The sequence below is a fragment of the Pseudalkalibacillus decolorationis genome (genome assembly GCF_024609785.1).
GTDB lineage: Bacteria > Bacillota > Bacilli > Bacillales > Fictibacillaceae > Pseudalkalibacillus > Pseudalkalibacillus decolorationis.
Window position 1 is genome coordinate 26,478 of the sequence record NZ_JANHJQ010000017.1, and the last position, 19,092, is coordinate 45,569.

General features: G+C 38.7%; 15 protein-coding genes. 4 read left to right on the top strand and 11 right to left on the bottom strand.

Going from position 1 to position 19,092, the window contains the following annotated elements; all coding sequences use genetic code 11:
* Positions 1–67: 67 nt before the first annotated feature.
* The gene (ablB, locus tag NON16_RS16215; RefSeq protein WP_257350464.1) at positions 68–934 is read right to left on the bottom strand and encodes a putative beta-lysine N-acetyltransferase; all 867 of its coding nucleotides are present in this window, start codon (positions 932–934) and stop codon (positions 68–70) included.
* 773 nt (positions 935–1,707) lie between these two features.
* Positions 1,708–2,562 (bottom strand): sulfurtransferase, encoded by an 855-nt coding sequence (locus tag NON16_RS16220; RefSeq protein WP_372508827.1) that lies wholly within the window; start codon positions 2,560–2,562, stop codon positions 1,708–1,710.
* 107 nt (positions 2,563–2,669) lie between these two features.
* Here NON16_RS16220 and NON16_RS16225 point away from each other — a divergent pair, with 107 nt between their 5' ends.
* On the top strand, positions 2,670–3,839 hold the full coding sequence (locus tag NON16_RS16225) for an aminotransferase A (protein WP_257350466.1): 1,170 nt from the start codon (positions 2,670–2,672) through the stop codon (positions 3,837–3,839).
* 157 nt (positions 3,840–3,996) lie between these two features.
* On the opposite strand, the gene NON16_RS16230 is transcribed toward NON16_RS16225, so the two are convergent.
* Genes NON16_RS16230 through NON16_RS16240 form a run of 3 tightly spaced genes read right to left on the bottom strand, consistent with a single transcriptional unit; the run spans position 3,997 to position 8,099 of the window.
* On the bottom strand, positions 3,997–4,254 hold the full coding sequence (locus NON16_RS16230) for a DUF2533 family protein (protein WP_257350467.1): 258 nt from the start codon (positions 4,252–4,254) through the stop codon (positions 3,997–3,999).
* A gap of 28 nt (positions 4,255–4,282) precedes the next feature.
* Positions 4,283–4,465, bottom strand: coding sequence for a hypothetical protein (locus NON16_RS16235; RefSeq protein ID WP_372508828.1), 183 nt, complete (start codon positions 4,463–4,465; stop codon positions 4,283–4,285).
* Positions 4,455–8,099 (bottom strand): dynamin family protein, encoded by a 3,645-nt coding sequence (locus NON16_RS16240; RefSeq protein WP_257350469.1) that lies wholly within the window; start codon positions 8,097–8,099, stop codon positions 4,455–4,457. Before NON16_RS16240 ends, NON16_RS16235 begins: the two co-directional genes overlap by 11 nt.
* 180 nt (positions 8,100–8,279) lie before the next feature.
* Here NON16_RS16240 and NON16_RS16245 point away from each other — a divergent pair, with 180 nt between their 5' ends.
* Positions 8,280–9,887 (top strand): Na+/H+ antiporter, encoded by a 1,608-nt coding sequence (locus tag NON16_RS16245; protein ID WP_257350470.1) that lies wholly within the window; start codon positions 8,280–8,282, stop codon positions 9,885–9,887.
* Between the two features lie 101 nt (positions 9,888–9,988).
* Here NON16_RS16245 and cshA read toward each other — a convergent pair whose 3' ends face one another.
* Both cshA and dat read right to left on the bottom strand, forming a co-directional pair.
* Positions 9,989–11,467: a degradosome RNA helicase CshA gene (cshA, locus tag NON16_RS16250; RefSeq protein WP_257350471.1), complete on the bottom strand. Its 1,479-nt coding sequence runs from the start codon at positions 11,465–11,467 to the stop codon at positions 9,989–9,991.
* A gap of 356 nt (positions 11,468–11,823) precedes the next feature.
* Positions 11,824–12,672, bottom strand: a complete 849-nt coding sequence (gene dat, locus NON16_RS16255) for a D-amino-acid transaminase (RefSeq protein WP_257350472.1) — start codon at positions 12,670–12,672, stop codon at positions 11,824–11,826.
* Positions 12,673–12,789: 117 nt separating this feature from the next.
* Between dat and NON16_RS16260 the strand changes: the two genes are divergently transcribed.
* Complete coding sequence (locus tag NON16_RS16260) at positions 12,790–14,196, top strand: Na+/H+ antiporter NhaC family protein (RefSeq protein WP_257350473.1); 1,407 nt, start codon at positions 12,790–12,792, stop codon at positions 14,194–14,196.
* A 177-nt stretch (positions 14,197–14,373) separates the two neighbouring features.
* Here the strand turns inward: NON16_RS16260 and NON16_RS16265 are convergent, their stop codons facing one another.
* Complete coding sequence (locus NON16_RS16265) at positions 14,374–15,258, bottom strand: GDSL-type esterase/lipase family protein (protein ID WP_257350474.1); 885 nt, start codon at positions 15,256–15,258, stop codon at positions 14,374–14,376.
* A 284-nt stretch (positions 15,259–15,542) separates the two neighbouring features.
* Between NON16_RS16265 and NON16_RS16270 the strand changes: the two genes are divergently transcribed.
* A complete protein-coding gene (locus tag NON16_RS16270; protein ID WP_257350475.1) occupies positions 15,543–15,836 on the top strand; it encodes a HesB/YadR/YfhF family protein in 294 nt (97 codons plus the stop codon).
* Between the two features lie 27 nt (positions 15,837–15,863).
* On the opposite strand, the gene NON16_RS16275 is transcribed toward NON16_RS16270, so the two are convergent.
* The 3 genes from NON16_RS16275 to NON16_RS16285 are packed head-to-tail and all read right to left on the bottom strand — an operon-like array spanning position 15,864 to position 19,067.
* The gene (locus tag NON16_RS16275; protein WP_257350476.1) at positions 15,864–16,169 is read right to left on the bottom strand and encodes a hypothetical protein; all 306 of its coding nucleotides are present in this window, start codon (positions 16,167–16,169) and stop codon (positions 15,864–15,866) included.
* A 5-nt stretch (positions 16,170–16,174) separates the two neighbouring features.
* The gene (locus NON16_RS16280; RefSeq protein ID WP_257350477.1) at positions 16,175–16,597 is read right to left on the bottom strand and encodes an acyl-CoA thioesterase; all 423 of its coding nucleotides are present in this window, start codon (positions 16,595–16,597) and stop codon (positions 16,175–16,177) included.
* 10 nt (positions 16,598–16,607) lie between these two features.
* Complete coding sequence (locus tag NON16_RS16285) at positions 16,608–19,067, bottom strand: AAA family ATPase (protein ID WP_257350478.1); 2,460 nt, start codon at positions 19,065–19,067, stop codon at positions 16,608–16,610.
* Positions 19,068–19,092 lie beyond the last annotated feature (25 nt).

Consider the following 19,092-nt stretch of genomic DNA (forward strand, 5'->3'; position numbering starts at 1 on the left):
ATAAAGTTTTGTTGTATAAATGTACTGTCCAGCTCAAGCACCCAGCCTGCGGGCCAACCCAGGGTGCTTACGCTTTTCTAATAGATAGGTCACAAACCCATAAATTCATATCCTCTAACTTGTTAAAAATCTTGCAGTTCTTTGTGAACCGCCCCGTATACGTATACTTTCTTTGTTGGAATACGGCATTCATTCCGAAAGAAAGTGCACGGGCAATCGAATAAGTACAATATATTGAGTTCTCTTTCAAATCTTCTTCAAGTTTTGCGATTAACACTTTCATTAACCCATTTTTCCGATGAGCCGGAAGTGTCGCACAATCGGTTATTTCAGCATTATGATACGTCATATTTATTTCAGCAGAAGCAGCACTAACGATTTGTCCTTCATATTCTGTTAAATAAAAAATCGAGTCCCCTTGAATTAACCTCGAAATAAAGGTAGGGTCATTCATTGGGGTTGGATAGATTTCAAAGACGGCTTGATACAATTTTGCTAACCCCTGTGCATCGTCCATACAGGCTTTTCGAAAAATATAACCTGAAGCTTCTGGCGACTCTAACGTACAGGAAAGCTTTTGTACTTGATGAAGAGTATCGTCTTCAATCATCCAGTGCTCACTTGTTCTACGAGCGTTTTCCTTATACATGGCCATCCCATAAGCATCATTTCCATTAAAGTAACCCTGAAAAATCGCTTCAACCTGATAGCCATATGATAGGAAAGTAGACCAGTCCTCCTGACGAGATTTAATAATGATCTTTGTAAACGGATAGTCGTTTAATAAATTGGTAATTTCGTTGTGAATGGAATAAACATTCCCTCGATAATCCTCTACCTTCAATCTTTCATTAAAGTGGTCAAGACTTGCATTCATCGTAAAGTCAGCTCCACTTATGACTCGCTCTTCATTGTATACGTTTATATCTTTCATTTTGTACTGGCCCCTTTCACACTTATTGTTGCTGCCTAAGCATTATTTTCAATAAATATATGTATATATCCTGCAAGGATGCGACAAGCGTTCCAAATTAATTTTATTATAAGAAAAGCGGAAGCGCCCTGTTCAGGTGTGATAAAGAAAACTTGGTCAGCGCCAAGCATAGCGAAGGCGCTTGCCTTAGTTGCGCTTATGCTTGGGAGTGCAAGCGCTGGAGATTCTGTAACATAACACGCTTTTTTCGTGTTTGTGGAAGAATTGAAGCGACCTCGAACACCTGGGCGCTGGAGCTAGACATCATAGAAAAGCGGAAGCGCCCGTTCAGGTGTGAAAAGCGCTGGAGATTCTGTAACACAACACGCTTTTTGTGTTTGTGGAAGAATTGAAGCGACCTCGAACACCTGGGCGCTGGAGCTAGACATCGCATCTATGCAGCAAATTTATACATTTTCGCAAAAGAAAAACGAGACAAACTCGGTTATCTCTCTCCTTATTTGCGTTAAGGAATCGAAATAGCTTATGAAGAGTTAGTCTCGCAATTTATTATAATTGTAGTTTATGATTTAAAATCCTCTAAGATGCGATTGACTGGAATGACAATACACCTAATTCATTTACTAAATGGATTTCTTATTTAAATTTATTGTTTAAGTACGGTACGTGAAATTTTACCATCCTGCCTAATCCAAACATTTCAACATTTAGTACGTGTTCAAGAACAAAAAGAGCCAAGATTAATGAAGTTCAACTAAAATCAACCCTTTTAGTTAGTCGGATTCAATTTCGTGTTCTTTATAGGAACACCAATCGCTCCAACTTCCTACATAGAGTTTACTTTTTTCTCCGATTTCGTCTAGAGCAAGTATATTTACACACGCTGTAACACCAGAGCCACAATAACTTATAATTTCTTTATCCCGGTATTCTTGAAACCGATCTTCTAATTGTCCTATTGACTTCCATTTTCCATCCTTAAGATTCTCTGCAAAAAACAGATTTACGGCTGTTGGGATATGGCCAGCTTTTGGATCGATCGGTTCATTACGTCCAGCATAACGGTCTTCTCCACGTGCATCGATAAGAACGGTTCCCTGTTCTTTAATTCCTGACTGTACATCTGTAAGCTCGGCAACCATTTCCTTCTGAATATTTGCTTTAAATTCGGTTTCTTCTACATCTGATTCTTGATCTGTTGTTGGAAGGTTTTGCTCTATCCATTCCGTATAACCACCATCGAGAACATAGACCTTCTTATGTCCAACATATTTCAGCATCCACCAAAGCCTTGCAGCCATCGCTGATTGTTGTGCATCATAGACGACGACTGTTTTTGATCCATCAATCCCAATCGATCCTAGAAAGATAAGAAATCCTTCCATGTCTGGTAATGGATGACGCCCACCGTGTTCATCCACCTTGCCAGAAAGATGCTTCTCAAGATCGGCATACATTGCACCAGGTATGTGTGCCTCATGGTATTCATTGTACCCTCTCTTTGGATCTTTCAAATCAAATCTACAATCTACAGGAATAACATTCTTATCTTCTAGTCGATGCTTCAACCAATCTACCGTTACGAAATTTCCCACACGTATCCACCTGCTTTCCTTTGTTGCTTCCATTGTACAAAACCTCAAACCTATTTAATAGTTAAAGGTGTTTCATTGACGTAACCCCTATTAAACGCTACACTTCTATTAGATTTTAAGCTTAAGGAGAGGAACCACCAGTGGAACAATACCTTAATCCTCGTGTAAAAGAGATCCAAATATCAGGAATCCGACAATTTTTTAATCGAGTTGCAAACTATCCAGATGCGATTTCACTAACAATCGGTCTTCCTGATTTTCCAACGCCTGACCATGTTAAGTCTGCTGCCAAACGAGCTATTAACGATAATTTCACAACGTATACGCATAATGCTGGCTCAATAGAATTGCGTAATGCCATTTCAGACTTTGTACGAGAAAAATACAATTTGGACTATCATGCAGAATCAGAAATCATCGCAACAACGGGTGCAAGTGAAGCAATTGATATTTCGTTGCGTACTATTTTAAAAGAAGGGGATGAGGTGATCCTTCCTGGTCCTGTTTACCCAGGATACGAGCCAGTTATCCGAATATGCGGAGCAATCCCCGTCCATGTTGACACAAGACACACTGATTTCAAATTGACAGCATCTTTAATCGAGAAACATCTTACTGAAAGAACAAAATGTGTAATATTGCCCTATCCGTCTAACCCAACAGGAGTCTCTCTTCAACAAAATGAGATTAACGAAATCGCCTTACTCTTAGAAGATAAAAATGTTTTTATTATCTCTGATGAAATTTATAGTGAGCTGACTTATGATAAACCGCACAGCTCGATTGCTGCACTTAAACAAATGAAAAAAAAGGCGATTGTCATTAATGGTTTGTCCAAATCACACTCAATGACCGGTTGGCGAATCGGATTTCTGCTTGCACACCATACGATCGCCCAACATATCTTAAAGGTCCACCAATACAATGTAACCTGTGTGTCATCCATTACCCAGCAGGCGGCTATAGAAGCCCTCACAAACGGTAAAAACGACGCGGTGCCAATGCGGGATACCTACAAGGAACGTTTAGACTACGCATTTGATCGCCTAAAAAAAATGGGACTTGACGTTTCTGAACCGACTGGTGCCTTCTACCTTTTCCCATCAATCAAACCTTTTAAAATGGACTCATGGACCTTTGCAACCACATTACTTGAAGAAGAGAATCTTGCTGTGGTTCCAGGAATTGCCTTTTCAGAGTTCGGTGATGAATATATCCGAATCTCGTACGCTTACAATATGAACTTATTGAGTGAAGGACTTGACCGGCTCGAACGCTTTGTACGTAACTTGGCTAGCGCCACGTCTTAGCGCTGGCGATCGCCTTAGCCCCTAAAGGGATGACCTAAAGGCCCTTGCGCTTATACTATAGAAAGTATTTTTATAACGTGTAAAAAGAGGGACTAACGGATATTTCCGCTAATCCCCCTTTTTTAGAAAGTAAGAACGTATAAAATCAAGTTCTTTATTACCGATTACATAAGGCTTCTATCATTGCACTCGTCACGTTTTTGCGTTGTGGGACGATACCTTTACGGGCAATTTTATTGATATCATCCGTTACCCCGTTGATATGATGTAATGCTTTTTCGAATGGTTGACCACCCTTACATTGATTTAAAGCCTCTTCAATCCACTTCTCACGTTCTGCATCAAGTTCTAAGAATGATTGAATACGTTGATGTTGTTCTTGGCTATGTTGACTGATTTCTTTATGGACAGACAAATTTTTTCCCCCTCATATTGGTTCTTTCCTATTTACCTTTTTTCTTTTCCATCAATTTTTTCACTTGTTCTTTCGGATTCCAACAATCGAATTTGTATTCAGGTCTTGTTTGAAAGCCAAGACGCTGACAACGATATTCGATCGGTTTCTTACCTCGATACGTTCTAAAGTGAATACAGCTTGCACAGCAATGAAATCGTTCATCGCTCACTAGTAACATCCTTTTGTTCTGACAGTAATACAGTAAGCTTTCGTTTCGTATCTATTAATTCATCAACCTGTGCAGACGAGTTAAGTGCCTCAATTAGCCCGTTATAATAGTGTTGTATTTCATTTTCAAAAGCATGGCGTAACTGTTCTCCTTCTGACCGCAATGCCTTTAAATAATGTTCGATAAATTGTTTCGTATATGCCGCCACGAGCTCTTCTAAGTGAGGTTTGAACGAATTCGATAAACCATCCTGCATTTGATCCTTTCCATTCCCTTCAAAAAACTGCTTAGGGTTTTTGAAGGTTCTTAATAAAGGCGTTAGCGCTGTTACAACCGTTCCACTCCATTCTGAGTCGATATCCGGTGTATTCAATTTAGTCTCTTCAGGTGAAATGAGAGTAACTCCATTCTTTTGCTCAGAAGAGAACGTTGCTACAGATTCATAAAAGCGTTGTCTTATCGTGTTTATAAATCGTTCCATTCGTAGCGAAGTTGCCCTTAGTTCCTGGTCTAGTTGAAAGGACATCCCGTTGAGTAGTTCATTTAGACAGAGTGTAAGTTGTTCACGCTTCATATCCTTTGTCAAAACCGATGGATTAAAGGCGACTTTGAACTCCTCATTAAATGTCAACATTAAACGGTGAACAACATAGTGCAACAACTCCTTAACTTCCTGCTCAGTAGATTGCCCGAACGATTTGAATGAAAAGGTTCGAATATATTGAACAACCAAATCATTTTCTGACTTCAGGTCGCTGATTTCTTGTTCACGTTGTTTCTCACCAGATTGCGCTCGAATGATCCATTCGTCTACTCGTTCTAATCCTAGATTCATTAATGCTAGAGCTTGTTTTTGAGCGAGAGAATCACGCCCCTGAACAGTGTTTTGCTGAAATGATTGTTCAAACGTATTAAACTGGGATTGATCACTTGACTTGTTTTCTTTTCGCTCTGTAAGTGCTTGTTTACTCGATACTGCAAACATCCTCGGGTGGCGTATTCCATATTCAATAAGTTGAGTTTCAACATAGTCACTCACTGCTTGTCGTTCCTCACCATTAACCGCAAGATCTGCCGCATTGATAACAAAATACATTTTATCCATTGAAAATGTATCTTTTACACGGCCTAATTGAACTAAGAAATCCCGATCAGCTTTAGAAAAAGCATGATTGTAATAGGTGACAAATACAATCGCATCGGCATTTTTTATATAATCAAACGCAACGGATGTATGTCTTGCATTAATTGAATCAGCTCCAGGAGTATCAACAAGTGTGATCCCTTGACGAGTTAGCTCGCAATCATAATAAAGTTCGACGGATTCTGTAAAACAAGCACGCTCTTCCTGTGAAACAAAACCGGCAAAATTCGTATGGTCTAGAACCTGTGTACTTCCGAGATAATTACGCATCGCTTCATAGCCCTTTTTAACAGCTAATAAAAAGCTATGATGGGGATCAGGTCGTTCGACTTCAATATTATTAATGATTGTTATTGCTTCTTCTAGCGTAGAACACGTATACCCAAATCGCTTTAAAGAACCTTGAAGTTCTTCTAGCAAACTGTCTTCAGATTTCAACTGAATTTTCACTGTTCCATGGACATTCTCTTCTGTAACAGGCATAATCTTGTTTATCGTTGCTGTCGTTGGGTTTGGGGAGACAGGTAGGACATCATCCTTCATCCAAGCATTTGCGAATGATGATTTCCCTGCACTAAAGGCTCCAAATAAAGCAACTGTAAACTCCCTATTCTTCATTTTGGATGCCTGTTGACGCATCCTCGAAATAAGATCTTCCATCGACCTCCAAGATGATAAAGACTCTGCTGCATGATTCAAACGTTTTGCATCTGTGTATCTATCACTTTCTGTAAGTACGTTTGGTTCACTCTCAACTACTTTTTTTGAGGGTGAATGAACAAATGTATTACAACTATTCTCTTGGATTGTTTGTAACGTATTGATTTCAATCATTTCTTCATGCTGTTCGTCTAACTGAGAACACCACTGTATGGCTCGCTCCCAATTCTCTTCGGTACCGTCCTCTTGAAGTTTATGATTCAATTGCTCTTTCTCAGCTTTAAATGACGCTACAGTCTCATTCATGCGATTAAAGCCTTCGATTTGTTCATGAATTCTGTACAGGTCATTATCTAGTATCACTCGCGCTGGACGTTGTTTTTTATTATAATCCTCTTTAATTGACTCCACAATTTCCAATGCATTGAAACGGTAATTTCGTTTGATTGTATCTTCAACATCTTTATTAAACTGTAAAATATAGGCCTCATTGAATGTTGCACCTTGCTGGATGAGAGATTGTACGTCCTCTGATTTAACTTGAAAGCACAAATTATGGATTCGTTCCTCGATGTCAGGGGTTGTTAATTCCAGTTTTTTGACCAGCTTGAACAGTTCTTCTTTCACATGCCACTCCAACTCTGTCGAAGTATTCTTATTGACCGCATCAATGTAACGATTCATCCTTGATTCACGCTCTTCAGCTGTTTTTCTTCTAGAAAATAATATCCCTGTTCTAAAGTTTCCTTCTAATGATTCAAGAACTTCTTTTCCAAGTTCCCGTATCTCATAAGGAATTATCCGAGCGTTTTCAATCCCAGTTTTTAAAGACAGTAGAAAATGCTCTTCTTGACGCTTGTACTCAGTAATTAATTCCTCTTTCTTCGCTTTCGTGAGTTCCCAATCCTTCGTAATAGTTTCCAACTCACTTAATTGGGATTCTACTTCCTCAATGGAAGGGTACGCAGTTGAAAGATAGTTCTCAATAAGCTGAGTAGATATTTGAGCGAGCGTTCGATCAATGTACGTCCCTTTTTCACCTTTAATTTGATCCAGTTTACTCTTTAATTGTGCAAGTTCATTATTGGGATACTCTTTGTTACGAATGGAAGTGAAAAAGAATTCAACAGGATGAACACCCCATTGTTTAAATGAATCAATAATAGACTTCCGATAGGTTGAAAAAGGAAGCTCTGAGTCAACGTGTTTATCAATTTGGTTAACGACAAGTACGAGCTCCTTACCTAAATCGTACATTTTTTTAGTGAAATTGAAATTTAATTCGGACTGTACGTGATTGTAATCCATTACATAGACAATCACATCTGCTAAATGCAGCATCGATTCAGTAGATACCCTATGAGCATCATCGACTGAATCGATACCCGGTGTATCCATAATTACAGTAGAATTTTCTAAGTAAGGATGCTTCTTATGAATCTCGATCGATTGGATATCCGCACCATTTTTAGATGCTCGTTTAATGGAGTCCAGATCAAGTTCGCCTGCCATAGTTTGTACATTACCGTTATGATCCGTTAACTTTACACTTGGCTCACCACTTTTGATCGTTACAACATTAGCACTTGTCGGGATCGGTGAGGAAGGCAGTATCTCTTCATTCATAAGCTCATTAATCATACTCGATTTCCCAGCTGAGAAATGTCCGCAAAAAGCGATCGCCAAATCATCATGGAACGCTTTTTGTGCAAGTTCATTGAATTTATGAGATACAGGATCTCCATAATCTTGTTTAACAAGAAAGTTAGAAATTTGATAAAAGCGATGGATCCTTTGCTTTTGTATTTGAGTTATTTTTTTTATCTCCATATGTTCACACCTGATTTTTATACGTTTTGTTTTACTTTATCATAATTAACAACATCTGTGCGGAACTTTGTCATAATTTGATTGCGAACGCTCTATCATTTGAATGTCTAGTTCTTTAATGGGTAAAATATGGATAGAAAAAGATACAGTCAAATGATATTGATAGAGGAGGGAGAGGTTATGGAAACTCATTTTGAACTCGTGCTTTTATTGTTAGCGATCGCTGCCGGGATAACTGCAATTGCTAAAAAGCTCAATAAACCGTACCCGATTGCATTGGTCATCGTTGGTGCAATTATTGGTATTCTCCCTTATGAAGGATTAGAGGAGCTAAAAAGTTTCTTCGCTGAAGATGAAATTTTTCGATTTGCAATTATCTCCATCTTCCTTCCTACGCTACTCGGAGAAGCAACCCTGAACCTACCCTACGCCCATTTACGAGAAAACAAGCTTCCAATTCTATTACTTGCTGTTGCTGGAACAATGATTACATTTGTTACTGCAGGCTGGATGACTGCCATGTTTTTAGGACTATCCATACAAGCTGCACTTGTGTTCGCAGCCTTGATGGCTCCGACTGATCCGATTAGTGTCTTATCAATATTCAAAACATTGGGAGTCAACCAGAGACTTTCGACCATTATGGAAGGTGAAAGTCTCATTAACGATGGACTTGCCGTTGTACTATTTACAATTGCCGCGTATCAATATGACATGATTATTAATGCTGGAGCAGCAGGAACCACCATTGCATTAGCTGAATTTTTTAAAGTAGTGATTGGAGGATTACTTGTCGGAGGAGCATTTGGCTATTTCTTTTCAAGATTAACCTCCTTTTACGATGATTATCCATTGGAGATCGTCTTCTCCATGCTTTTATTTTATGGTTCATTTTTTATTGCAGAAGCCTTTCATGTCTCGGGCGTCATAGCCGTAGTAATTGCAGGGTTAATTTTCGGGAACTATGGTCGGAACATCGGTATGAGTCCGACAACAACCTTAAGTATCCGAACGTTTTGGGATGTAGCATCTCTAGTCGCAAATTCACTCGTCTTTCTTCTTGTCGGTCTTGAAATAACTAGGATTATCTCAACAGTCAATTGGCTTCAAATTCTCATTGCAGTAGCGATCGTTCTTCTCGCTAGAAGTTTGGCTGTTTATACTTCCGTATCTTTGGTACGATCGTTACCATCAAAATGGAAGCATATTATTAATTGGGGTGGTCTGAAAGGCTCGTTGTCATTGGCACTTGCACTTAGTTTACCCATTGACTTTCCGTTCCGTGAGGAAATTTTAATGCTTGCATTTGGAGTCGTATTCTTTTCACTCGTAATTCAGGGATTAACGATAAAACCACTAGTTAATCTTCTCGGAGAAAAATCGGTGCAAAGTGAGCAGCTTCAGTACGATCGAATTTCAGCTCGTATTTATCGGTACAATTCAGGGAGAAAAAAGTTGTTGAAAATGACGGAACAAGGAACACTTTCAACTATCGTTTTCCAGAAGTTGAAACGGCAATATGAAGAGGAGTTGGATGAATTAAATGATGCTCTCGAGGCGCTCTATGATCGAGAACCAGCACTTCGAAGAGCATCAACGGAACGAGCTGTTCGAGAAGCACTTTATGCAGAGCATGAAGCTTTAGAGGATTTAGAACGACATCATTTAGTATCAGATCAGATTACCAAGGAGGAGAAACGTTATATCCGCGATTTACTTGAACGTGATGAAATGGTTGATCGCGTGGGAGTTATTCCTGATAATGATCAACCTTCAAATAATGAATAAGAAAAGCAGAAACGTCCTGTCAAAAAGAAAGAAACCTCCAATTAATTGGAAGTTTCTTTCTTTTTGTATAAGATTTTACCACATTCGCTCCACCTATTGAGTTATTTTACTCGGTGGCGGGAAGATCGGTGTGAACGTTTTTGTTGATTGTTTGATCGATTATTGTTCGAGCGATTATATGGTCGTCCTTGTCCACGAGGTCCAGATGACCCGCGACGCTTATTATCAGAACGGTTGTTTGATGATCGTCTTTTCGAATCAAGTGGCTTTAAGGAAGTGATTTCAACTGGTGTTTTATCCGGTTCCTTTGTTAAATTCTTTAACGCAGCTGCAATCAAATCCCTCGCATTAAGGTTGTTTAAAAGGTCGTCTGCGACAGCGTGGTAATTTGTTAAGTCAGCCGAATGCACACTTTCAGATAATTGGTCAGCAGCAATACGCTGTTGTCCTTCTAGTGCATCAGTTGAGCTTGGAATCTCCATTTTCTCCATACGGCGCTTCGTGATTTTTTCAATCGTTTTCAAATGATCGAATTCTCTTCCTGTCATGAATGTAACTGCCATACCTGATTGACCAGCACGTCCTGTTCGGCCGATTCTGTGGACATAACTTTCTGGATCTTGCGGAATGTCAAAGTTGTATACGTGCGTTACTCCAGAAATATCGATTCCACGTGCCGCAACATCAGTAGCCACAAGAATATCAATGCGTCCTGATTTGAACTTCTTCATAACGCGGTCACGTTTCTGTTGTGTTAGATCACCATGGATTCCATCAGCAGAATAACCACGTTTAATAAGTGCATCCGATACTTCATCGACTCTTTTTTTCGTACGCCCAAAGACAATAGCAAGTTCTGGTGCTTGAATGTCAAGTAGACGGCAAAGAACATCAAATTTCTCTTTTTCATGCACATTAACATAGCGTTGATCGATTTTTTGAACGGTCATTTCATTTGCCTTAACTTGAACAATTACACGCTCTTTCTTCATAAATTGATCAGCTAGGCTCTTAATCGCACGTGGCATTGTCGCTGAGAAAAGCATTGTTTGGTGTTCAGATGGAATTTGACCAAGGATTTCCTTAATATCGTCAATGAATCCCATGTTCAGCATTTCGTCTGCTTCATCAAGTACAACCGTTTTTAAATCATTCAGTCGGATTGTTCTACGTTTCAAGTGATCGAGAAGACGTCCAGGAGTACCGACTAAAATTTCCGGCCGCTTTTTTAACGCTTTAATTTGCAGATGAATCTGTTGTCCACCATAGATAGGTAACGTACGGATACGTTTATGGTGTCCGATCTTGTTTAACTCCTCTGCAACCTGTATCGCAAGTTCACGTGTTGGTGTTACGATTAAGGCTTGTGCTCCACCAACTTCTTTATCAATATTTTCAATCATCGGAATTCCAAAGGCAGCTGTTTTCCCAGTACCTGTTTGTGCCTGACCGATTAAATCTTTTCCTTCGAGTGCGGCTGGAATTGCATCCTTTTGAATTGGTGTTGGTTCTTCAAATCCCATGTCGTTAATGGCCTTTAACGTTCTTGTTTCAATACCTAAATCTTTAAATGTTGTCAAATCTGTTAACTCCTTTTTTGGTATCGCCATGGTTCATTCGCATCTAATTGAAACTTTTCGAGGTTGTTGTCTTATTATTAGACTTTTTCGTTCACAATTATATATTTCCCGCATTTTCGTTTTTCTATATAAGGTAAAAGCATGCATTTTATTAATCAAAAGCATCTGTTCAAAAGTTTATTATAAGATCGAGATCGCGGAAAGAATCTGTAGATGCAGTACCGTCCATAGCATACATCATTAAAAAAGGCACTTCCGTTTTCCGGAAATGCCTGACTCCGTATTTTTTAAATACGAGCTACCGGTTTAATGTGTCGAACACTACATTATCATGGTATCCATCGAAATGCAAGGATTCAATTTGTAGCGTTTTGTACTTCTTCGACCTTTTCATTAAATTTCATCTGAAGTTTTTTTGTAATAGGACCACGTTCTCCAGAACCTATTTGATGGTCATTAATCATTGTTACAGGGGTGATTTCCATCGTGGTGCTGGTTACAATTACTTCATCGGCATCCAGAAGCATTTCTTTATCGAACGCTTCTTCTTTTATCGGCAAGTATTCCGATTTTGCAATTTGAATAATTTCATTTCGTGTAATCCCATTTAAAATATAGTTATTCGCCGGATGGGTAAAAAGTGTTCCTTCCTTAATAATAAATACATTGGTCGAGCTTCCTTCTGTTACCGTATTTCCTCTTATTAGAATAGCTTCTTCACAATTGGCTTCCTTTGCCTGCTGTTTACAAAGAACATTCCCTAATAAATTCAAACTTTTGATGTCACAACGCAACCATCGGATATCCTCTGTTGTTATCGCTGATATACCGTTTTCCATTTTATCAATCGGACGAACGGTTTCTTTTGTGTAAGCAACCAATGTAGATTGTGGGTGAATTGGGAAGTGATGCATGCGTTCAAAGACCCCACGCGTAATTTGTATATATATTTGCCCGTCTTTCAAGTTTGTCGCTCGTACAAGGTCATTTAATCGTTCAACCAATAGCTCGATCGGATATGGTAAGTGGATTTGGATTTCTTTCGCGCTTCGTTCTAGCCGTTCCATATGTTCAGCCATTCCAAATGACTTCCCATTATAAACACGAATGACTTCATAAATGCCGTCTCCAAACTGAAACCCGCGGTCTTCGATATCAATATGAACTTCTGAGCGCTGAAACAATTTATCCTGTAATAAAATCATGTGTAACCCTCCATTTGACAGTATAATATTTATTCCTAATCGCAACCTATATGAAGATGTACCAGCTCCAAAATAGTCCGTATTATTTTGGAAGCTTGACTAACAAGGGGTGATAAAATGGATGCAAATTGGCTTTCGATCGTACCTTTTCTTGTTGTAATTCCACTTTCCATTTTAACAAAACAAGTATTACCTGGTATACTTATCGGCTTAATCGTAGGCTCTTATATCATAAATCCTTCACTTGTTGGCGGAATTGAAACGATGCTATCCTATCTTGTTACTGCACTCGTAGATAAAAACAATATAAAAATCATCGTCTTTCTTTATGTTTTTTCGGGACTTGTCGGTATGATAAAGGTTGCTGGTGGAATAAAAGGATTTGTTGAGGCAGCGTCTGAGCGTGTCGATACAAAAAGAGAAGCGATCTTACTTACATATGTTTCGACAATTGGAACATTCAGTGCTCCGAGCTTCCGTTTCGTAACGATTGGACCAATTATGCGCGCCCTGTTAAAAAGAGTGAACATGACAAAAAAAGAACTCGCTTTTGTAATTGAAACTACTACAACTCCGATTATAGTTCTCATACCAATCGCTACTGCTTTTGTTGGTTACATGGTTTCGGTCGTTGAGCTTGGATTGCACAATCAGAATTTAGAAGGTGATGCATACAGCCTGTTCATCCAAAGTATACCTTTTAACTTTTTTGCCATCACCATTTTCCTTGTGGGAATATACCTAAGTTTCTTTCACCGCTCATCAGAAGGTGAACAAAAAAAAGCACCTACACAGAAGGAAGATGATGATGACTGGCATAATTGCGACCCAGCGGTATCCATGGATTTACCTTCCAAGCCTTTTAATTTACTCGTACCGTTGTTCCTAGTGATCGGCCTTATACTTCTATTGACATGGTGGGATGGCCATCAAAAAGGATTTGGTTTCTTTCAAGCATTTATTAAGGCAAATGTATTAGATGCCATGGTTATCGCGCTATTAATTACAACCTTTTTAACCGTTATCCTGTTCGTAGTCCAACGTTTCAAGTTGAAAATGTTAATAGAAAGTTTTGTTTTTGGCGGGAATAATTTAATGGCTGTTATTTTACTGCTCTCGGTTATCTGGGGTCTTGCATCTGTTACCGAAGACCTTGGATTTTCAACATTCATAACCGATCATGCAGGTTGGATTCCACCTCTGTTCGTTCCTCCTATCCTATTTCTATTCGGATCTGCGGTATCGTACTTTATTGGATCCGCATGGGGTACATGGGGAATTTTGATGCCGCTAGGAATTTCCATAGCTTCTATCGCTAATGTCTCCTTACCACTTGTCATCGGTGCTGTTTTTGCAAGCGGAACATTTGGAGCATTTGCCTCTCCGTTAAGCGATGATACGAATACTATAAGTCGGATTCTCAATTTACAAGTAATCGAATATGCTCGGTTTAAATTAAAAGCTGCACTCATTGCGGTAGGGATATCGAGTATTCTTTATGGTGTGATAACCTTCTTTTTATAAGAGGTGTTCAAAAAGTCAGAGGCTAACAGGATGTGAATCAGATCAATGTTGTTACAGGATGTAACGTTTTTAGTTGATCTTCCTTAATTGTCAAAGGACATGACGATCTTAGTTGAAGTTCATAAATATTCAGTTCTTTTTATCCTCCTTTGAACACGCACTATAAAAAAAATACATTTAATCCTCAGACAAAACGATATATTCTTCTATTCGTTCTGCCATTTTTAAATACCCGTTTTGATTAGGGTGCAATTTATCAGAGGAGAAATATTCTTTGCTATCTTCACCAATAAAAATATCTTCGATCGGTATAAAGCTTGTATTGTCGTTTAATTCCGCGACAAGTTTAATCGTTTCGTTCCATTCTTCAATTACTTGGTCAACTTCATCAATATCTTGAAAAAAGTTGTGAAATGGATTAAACAAACCAACTAAGTAAATGTTGGCTTCTGGGTTCATTGTTCGCACCGATTGGACAATAATAAAGAGGTTTTTGCGGTATTGTTCTAATCCTGCGTCAAACACATCGAGATTTAAATTAAAAAAGTTATATTCAACAATATTGAGAATGTCGTTTCCACCAATAGTAATAAAAATATGGTCAGCTTCCTTAAGGTGCTTCTGTACTTCTTCTGTTTCAATTTTCTTCACAAGTTTATCACTTGGATACCCGTGTATTCCAAAGTTCTTCAAGCTGACATCTTCATCTGTTACATCTCGAATGTATTGAGAAACAGGCTGAATGTACCCCTTCTCTGTATCATCACCAGAACCTTTCGTTAGCGAATCACCCAATCCGACTACATGGATGTCTTCAATCACTGTTTCCGGTACAGGTTCAGCTTCTGCTCTCTTATTGTTATCCTCTTGCTTTTCTTTAGTATCATCCTTGGATTCGTCAGGTGACTTATTTTCTGAATCCTGCTTTTCTTTTTGTACAGGTTCGTCAAGGATCGGACCCATTACAGGACTAGTTGGTTTGGGATCATTAAATATAAGAACAAGACCAATCGTAGTAATTATAATAATAATGGCTAATAATATGCTCTTCTGTTTTCTCATGTTGACCCCCACTTCTGACAGTAATCATACCGCAATTTCTTTTTTATCTTTGTGCTGCTTTTATTACTACTATACCATGATTTCCACATTAATATGAGGACCCGAATAGATGGCAAACAGTTGCAATGACATTGATCTGTTGATAAGGTTAAATAAATCTTGTGCTCAGCTGAGATTTATCCTTCCTGAAGGTTAACTTAACAACGCCTTGCAAACTTAAAATAGTTCCAATTAAATCATAAATACAATTTTCCTATAATACCGAATCAATAGGAGGCTCATACATGAAGTTAACAATTACACAGCCAGCGGTTCATTGGTTCAAAAAGGAAATGGAATTAATAGAAGGGGACTCAATTCGACTTTTTGCCAGATTGGGTGGATGTAGTACTGTCCAAACCGGTTATTCCATTGGGATTGCAAAAGAATCACCTTTTGAACCAGGTTCGTCAGTTGAAGTAGATGGCATTACATTTTTCGTAGAAGAAAAGGATCTCTGGTACTTTAATGGCTATGATTTATCAATAAAATTCCGTCGCAAATATGATGACATTACTTATGACTATACGAAGCAATAAAGAAAAAGTGATCTCAAGCTACCCTGTTTATTTATCGAGCTTGAACCGTTTAATTTGCTCCCACTGTCCTTCTTTTTGCAAGATTGAAAGCTGTCGCCCACCAAAGAGATCAAAGTGGGGGTAGTCTGAGCGGTTATCAATCCATTGGGTTAGTAATCCGTGTTGTTCCCCCCACCTTATGAGCTCGTCTAAATCTCCGCAGCCCGCTTTTGTCACAGAGTTACAAGTTGGGAACCGCTCGTCGATCCAATAATGGGTCAAAAAAGAAAGTCGATTATTCTTTACATTCCTCTTCCAATTTTCTAGTTCATCCTTCGTAATACCGAACGCCATACAAACTATGTCCCCTTTACAATTTCAGAATATACCCGATGCCATTCTGGTAGGCGTTTTTTCATATTGATCGGTCTGAATGAATCCTTATCCACACACGTATGTGTTGAGGTTCCTTCGATACATACGCTTCCTTCCTCGTTGTATATCGCGTAGCCATAAACCGCACGTATTCCAGTGTAGGTGGCCAGCCAAGTATGAACTTCAGCTTGCTCTCCATAACGGAAGGGTCTTTTATACTTGATCGTAATATCGGTTACAGGCGATAAGATTCCTTCTAATTCCAGCTTTGCATAACTGAAACCGAGTTCTTTAATAAATTCCGTTCTACCTACCTCAAACCAGATTAAATACGTAGCATGATGAACGACACCCATTTGATCTGTTTCAGCATACCGTACATCAATAATTGACTTGGAACGAACCATACTTTACCTCCTAATTCGACTGTTTGATTGCATTATTGAAATCGTCTATTGTCAATAATGTAATTACCCGATTGTTCTTCCCATTTTCAACATCTGTAATACGGAAGGCTTGCTGTTGAATGGCATTGTTAATCAGATCTATGGCAAAACGACCATTCCCAGTAACCTTTCTATTAATGAGTTCGTTTTGTAAAAAGGATTCGATTCCTTTCTCCCACTCATAATTGTACAAATCCGAATATCGCTTCATTATTTCAATTAATTCATCAGTCGTATAATCATTAAAGTAGAAGTATTTTTTAAATCGAGATGCAAGTCCTGGATTACTACTTAACAGCTGTTTTATTTCACTTGGATATCCCGCTAAAATCACTACTAAGTTTTCATTATGTTTCGTCATTTCTTCCACGAGTGTATGAATCACTTCTTTTCCAAAGTCATTTGCAGCACCTGAAAATAAAGAATACGCTTCGTCAATGAACAATACCCCACCAAGTGATTCCCGTATTTTTTTACGTGTTTTGAGTGCGGTCTGTCCCGAATAGCCTGCAACAAGATCCGACCTGCCAGCAATGACCAAATGACCTCTTTTCAAAAAGCCCTTTTCCCTCAAAATCTTTGCGTAAATCGATGCTACAGTTGTTTTTCCAGTGCCGGGATTTCCGACAAAGACAGAGTGCAATTGAAGCGGCACGGTTGGTAGCGATTGTTCTCGTCTTTCGTGTTGAACTTGTACAAAGGAACTTAACGCTCTCACTTCTTGTTTAATTTCATCAAGACCAACCAAATGACTGAGTTTGATATCGGGACCATCCTCTGAATCACTTCCAATACCAGGAATGTCCTCTTTTTTGATAACTGTATAGTCGTGAAAAGTTAATTCGTCCTCTAAGGATGTATTTGCACCTTTTTGAAAGATCACATCTAGAACCAGGTCCCTTACCGTTCTTGCATTACCAAATGTGTCATCAACTCGTAGGCTTTCAATCCGTTCACTTAATTGATTCAATGCGTCTTCAGTAAACGTGTAATCATTATCAAACGCTACTTTTTCAGCAATACTCAGCAATTCTTCTATTGAATAATTCGGCAGATAAATGTGATTACTTTCCGGAAACCGACTCCTAAGTCCTGGATTCGACCAAAGAAAGTGTCTCATTTCTTCAGGGTAACCTGCTAAAATCACAGCAAACTTTCCTGCGTACTCCCCACTTGTCATTGCGGATACAAGTGTATCGATTACCGTCTGCCCATAATCGTTTCCAGATGAGCCTTCACGCTTCAAGCTGTATGCTTCATCAATAAATAAAATACCTCCTAGAGCAGTTTCAATCACTCTCATGGTATTTTCTTCTGTTTGACCAACATAAGCGCCCACAAGATTGGAGCGATCAACTTCAACTACTTCTGCTCGAGGGAGAATACCTAACTCATGGTAAATACTTGAGAGAAGCCGGGCTATTGTCGTCTTTCCTGTACCAGGGTTACCTGTTAAAATCATGTTTAAACTGGGTTCATCTTTCATCTTGAACCCTTTTTGCTCACGCATCTTTTGAAATTGAAGATAATTATAAAGCTGGTGGACTCGGAAACGAACCTCATCCATCCCAATCATTTCATTGAGCTGGACTAATGCCGAGCTTTTTTGTCGAACCCCAGTTTGGGAGCTCTGATTCCATTTGCTTTGGATTTCTTCAACTGACTTTATAAGCTCTTTTATTTCGGTTTGTAATTTGGAAGGATGAAACGATCCCGATAAAGAAGAACGATATTCCTCTGCTGCATTCGATAACCTCGTTAGATCCCCAAGCAACCTTTTTCCTTGATCGGAAACTTCTTTGTACTGCTTAATTAAATCATTATTTTCAATGATTTCTGCCGCTTTTTGGCCATCGTTTATTATTTTGTTCAGCCATTTTTCACCGTTAAGTGCCTCTACAGCGACATTTACAACTTCAGAAGCTGCTTTACGTTTTGATGCAACATTATCTGTTTCGCGAATGATGGGAAACGTTATTGGTTTAATCCATTCCTCTAAGTCATAAATAAAAAGTTTACTCACTGTTTCATTCACAAAAGAATCTTTTGGACTCAATGAAACCGCACGAATTAATCGATTTCTCATCGTAGCATCTATTTTACCAAGACGTTCAAATTGAACTTTTACAAGTAAAGCTAAAATTTGAGCTTTCAGATGTAAAAATTCACCCTTATGCTCACTAGTCGTTAATGTTTCACTTTGCTCTTCAACCTCATGTAACAGCTTCAGAAGGGCAATTTCTCCATGCTGACCTATATTCTTTTTATCCTGAAACGATTGAACAATTGATTTTACTTGATTACAATCTTTCTTATTGGTTTGCATTTCATTAACACCACCTGCATAAACAATCGCCATCATTATATCATATAGATCCCCATACTCCTTTAGAGCTGTTTTATCACATATAAAAACAAATGGATGATTCATCGGACATCAGTCGCACCATCGTTTA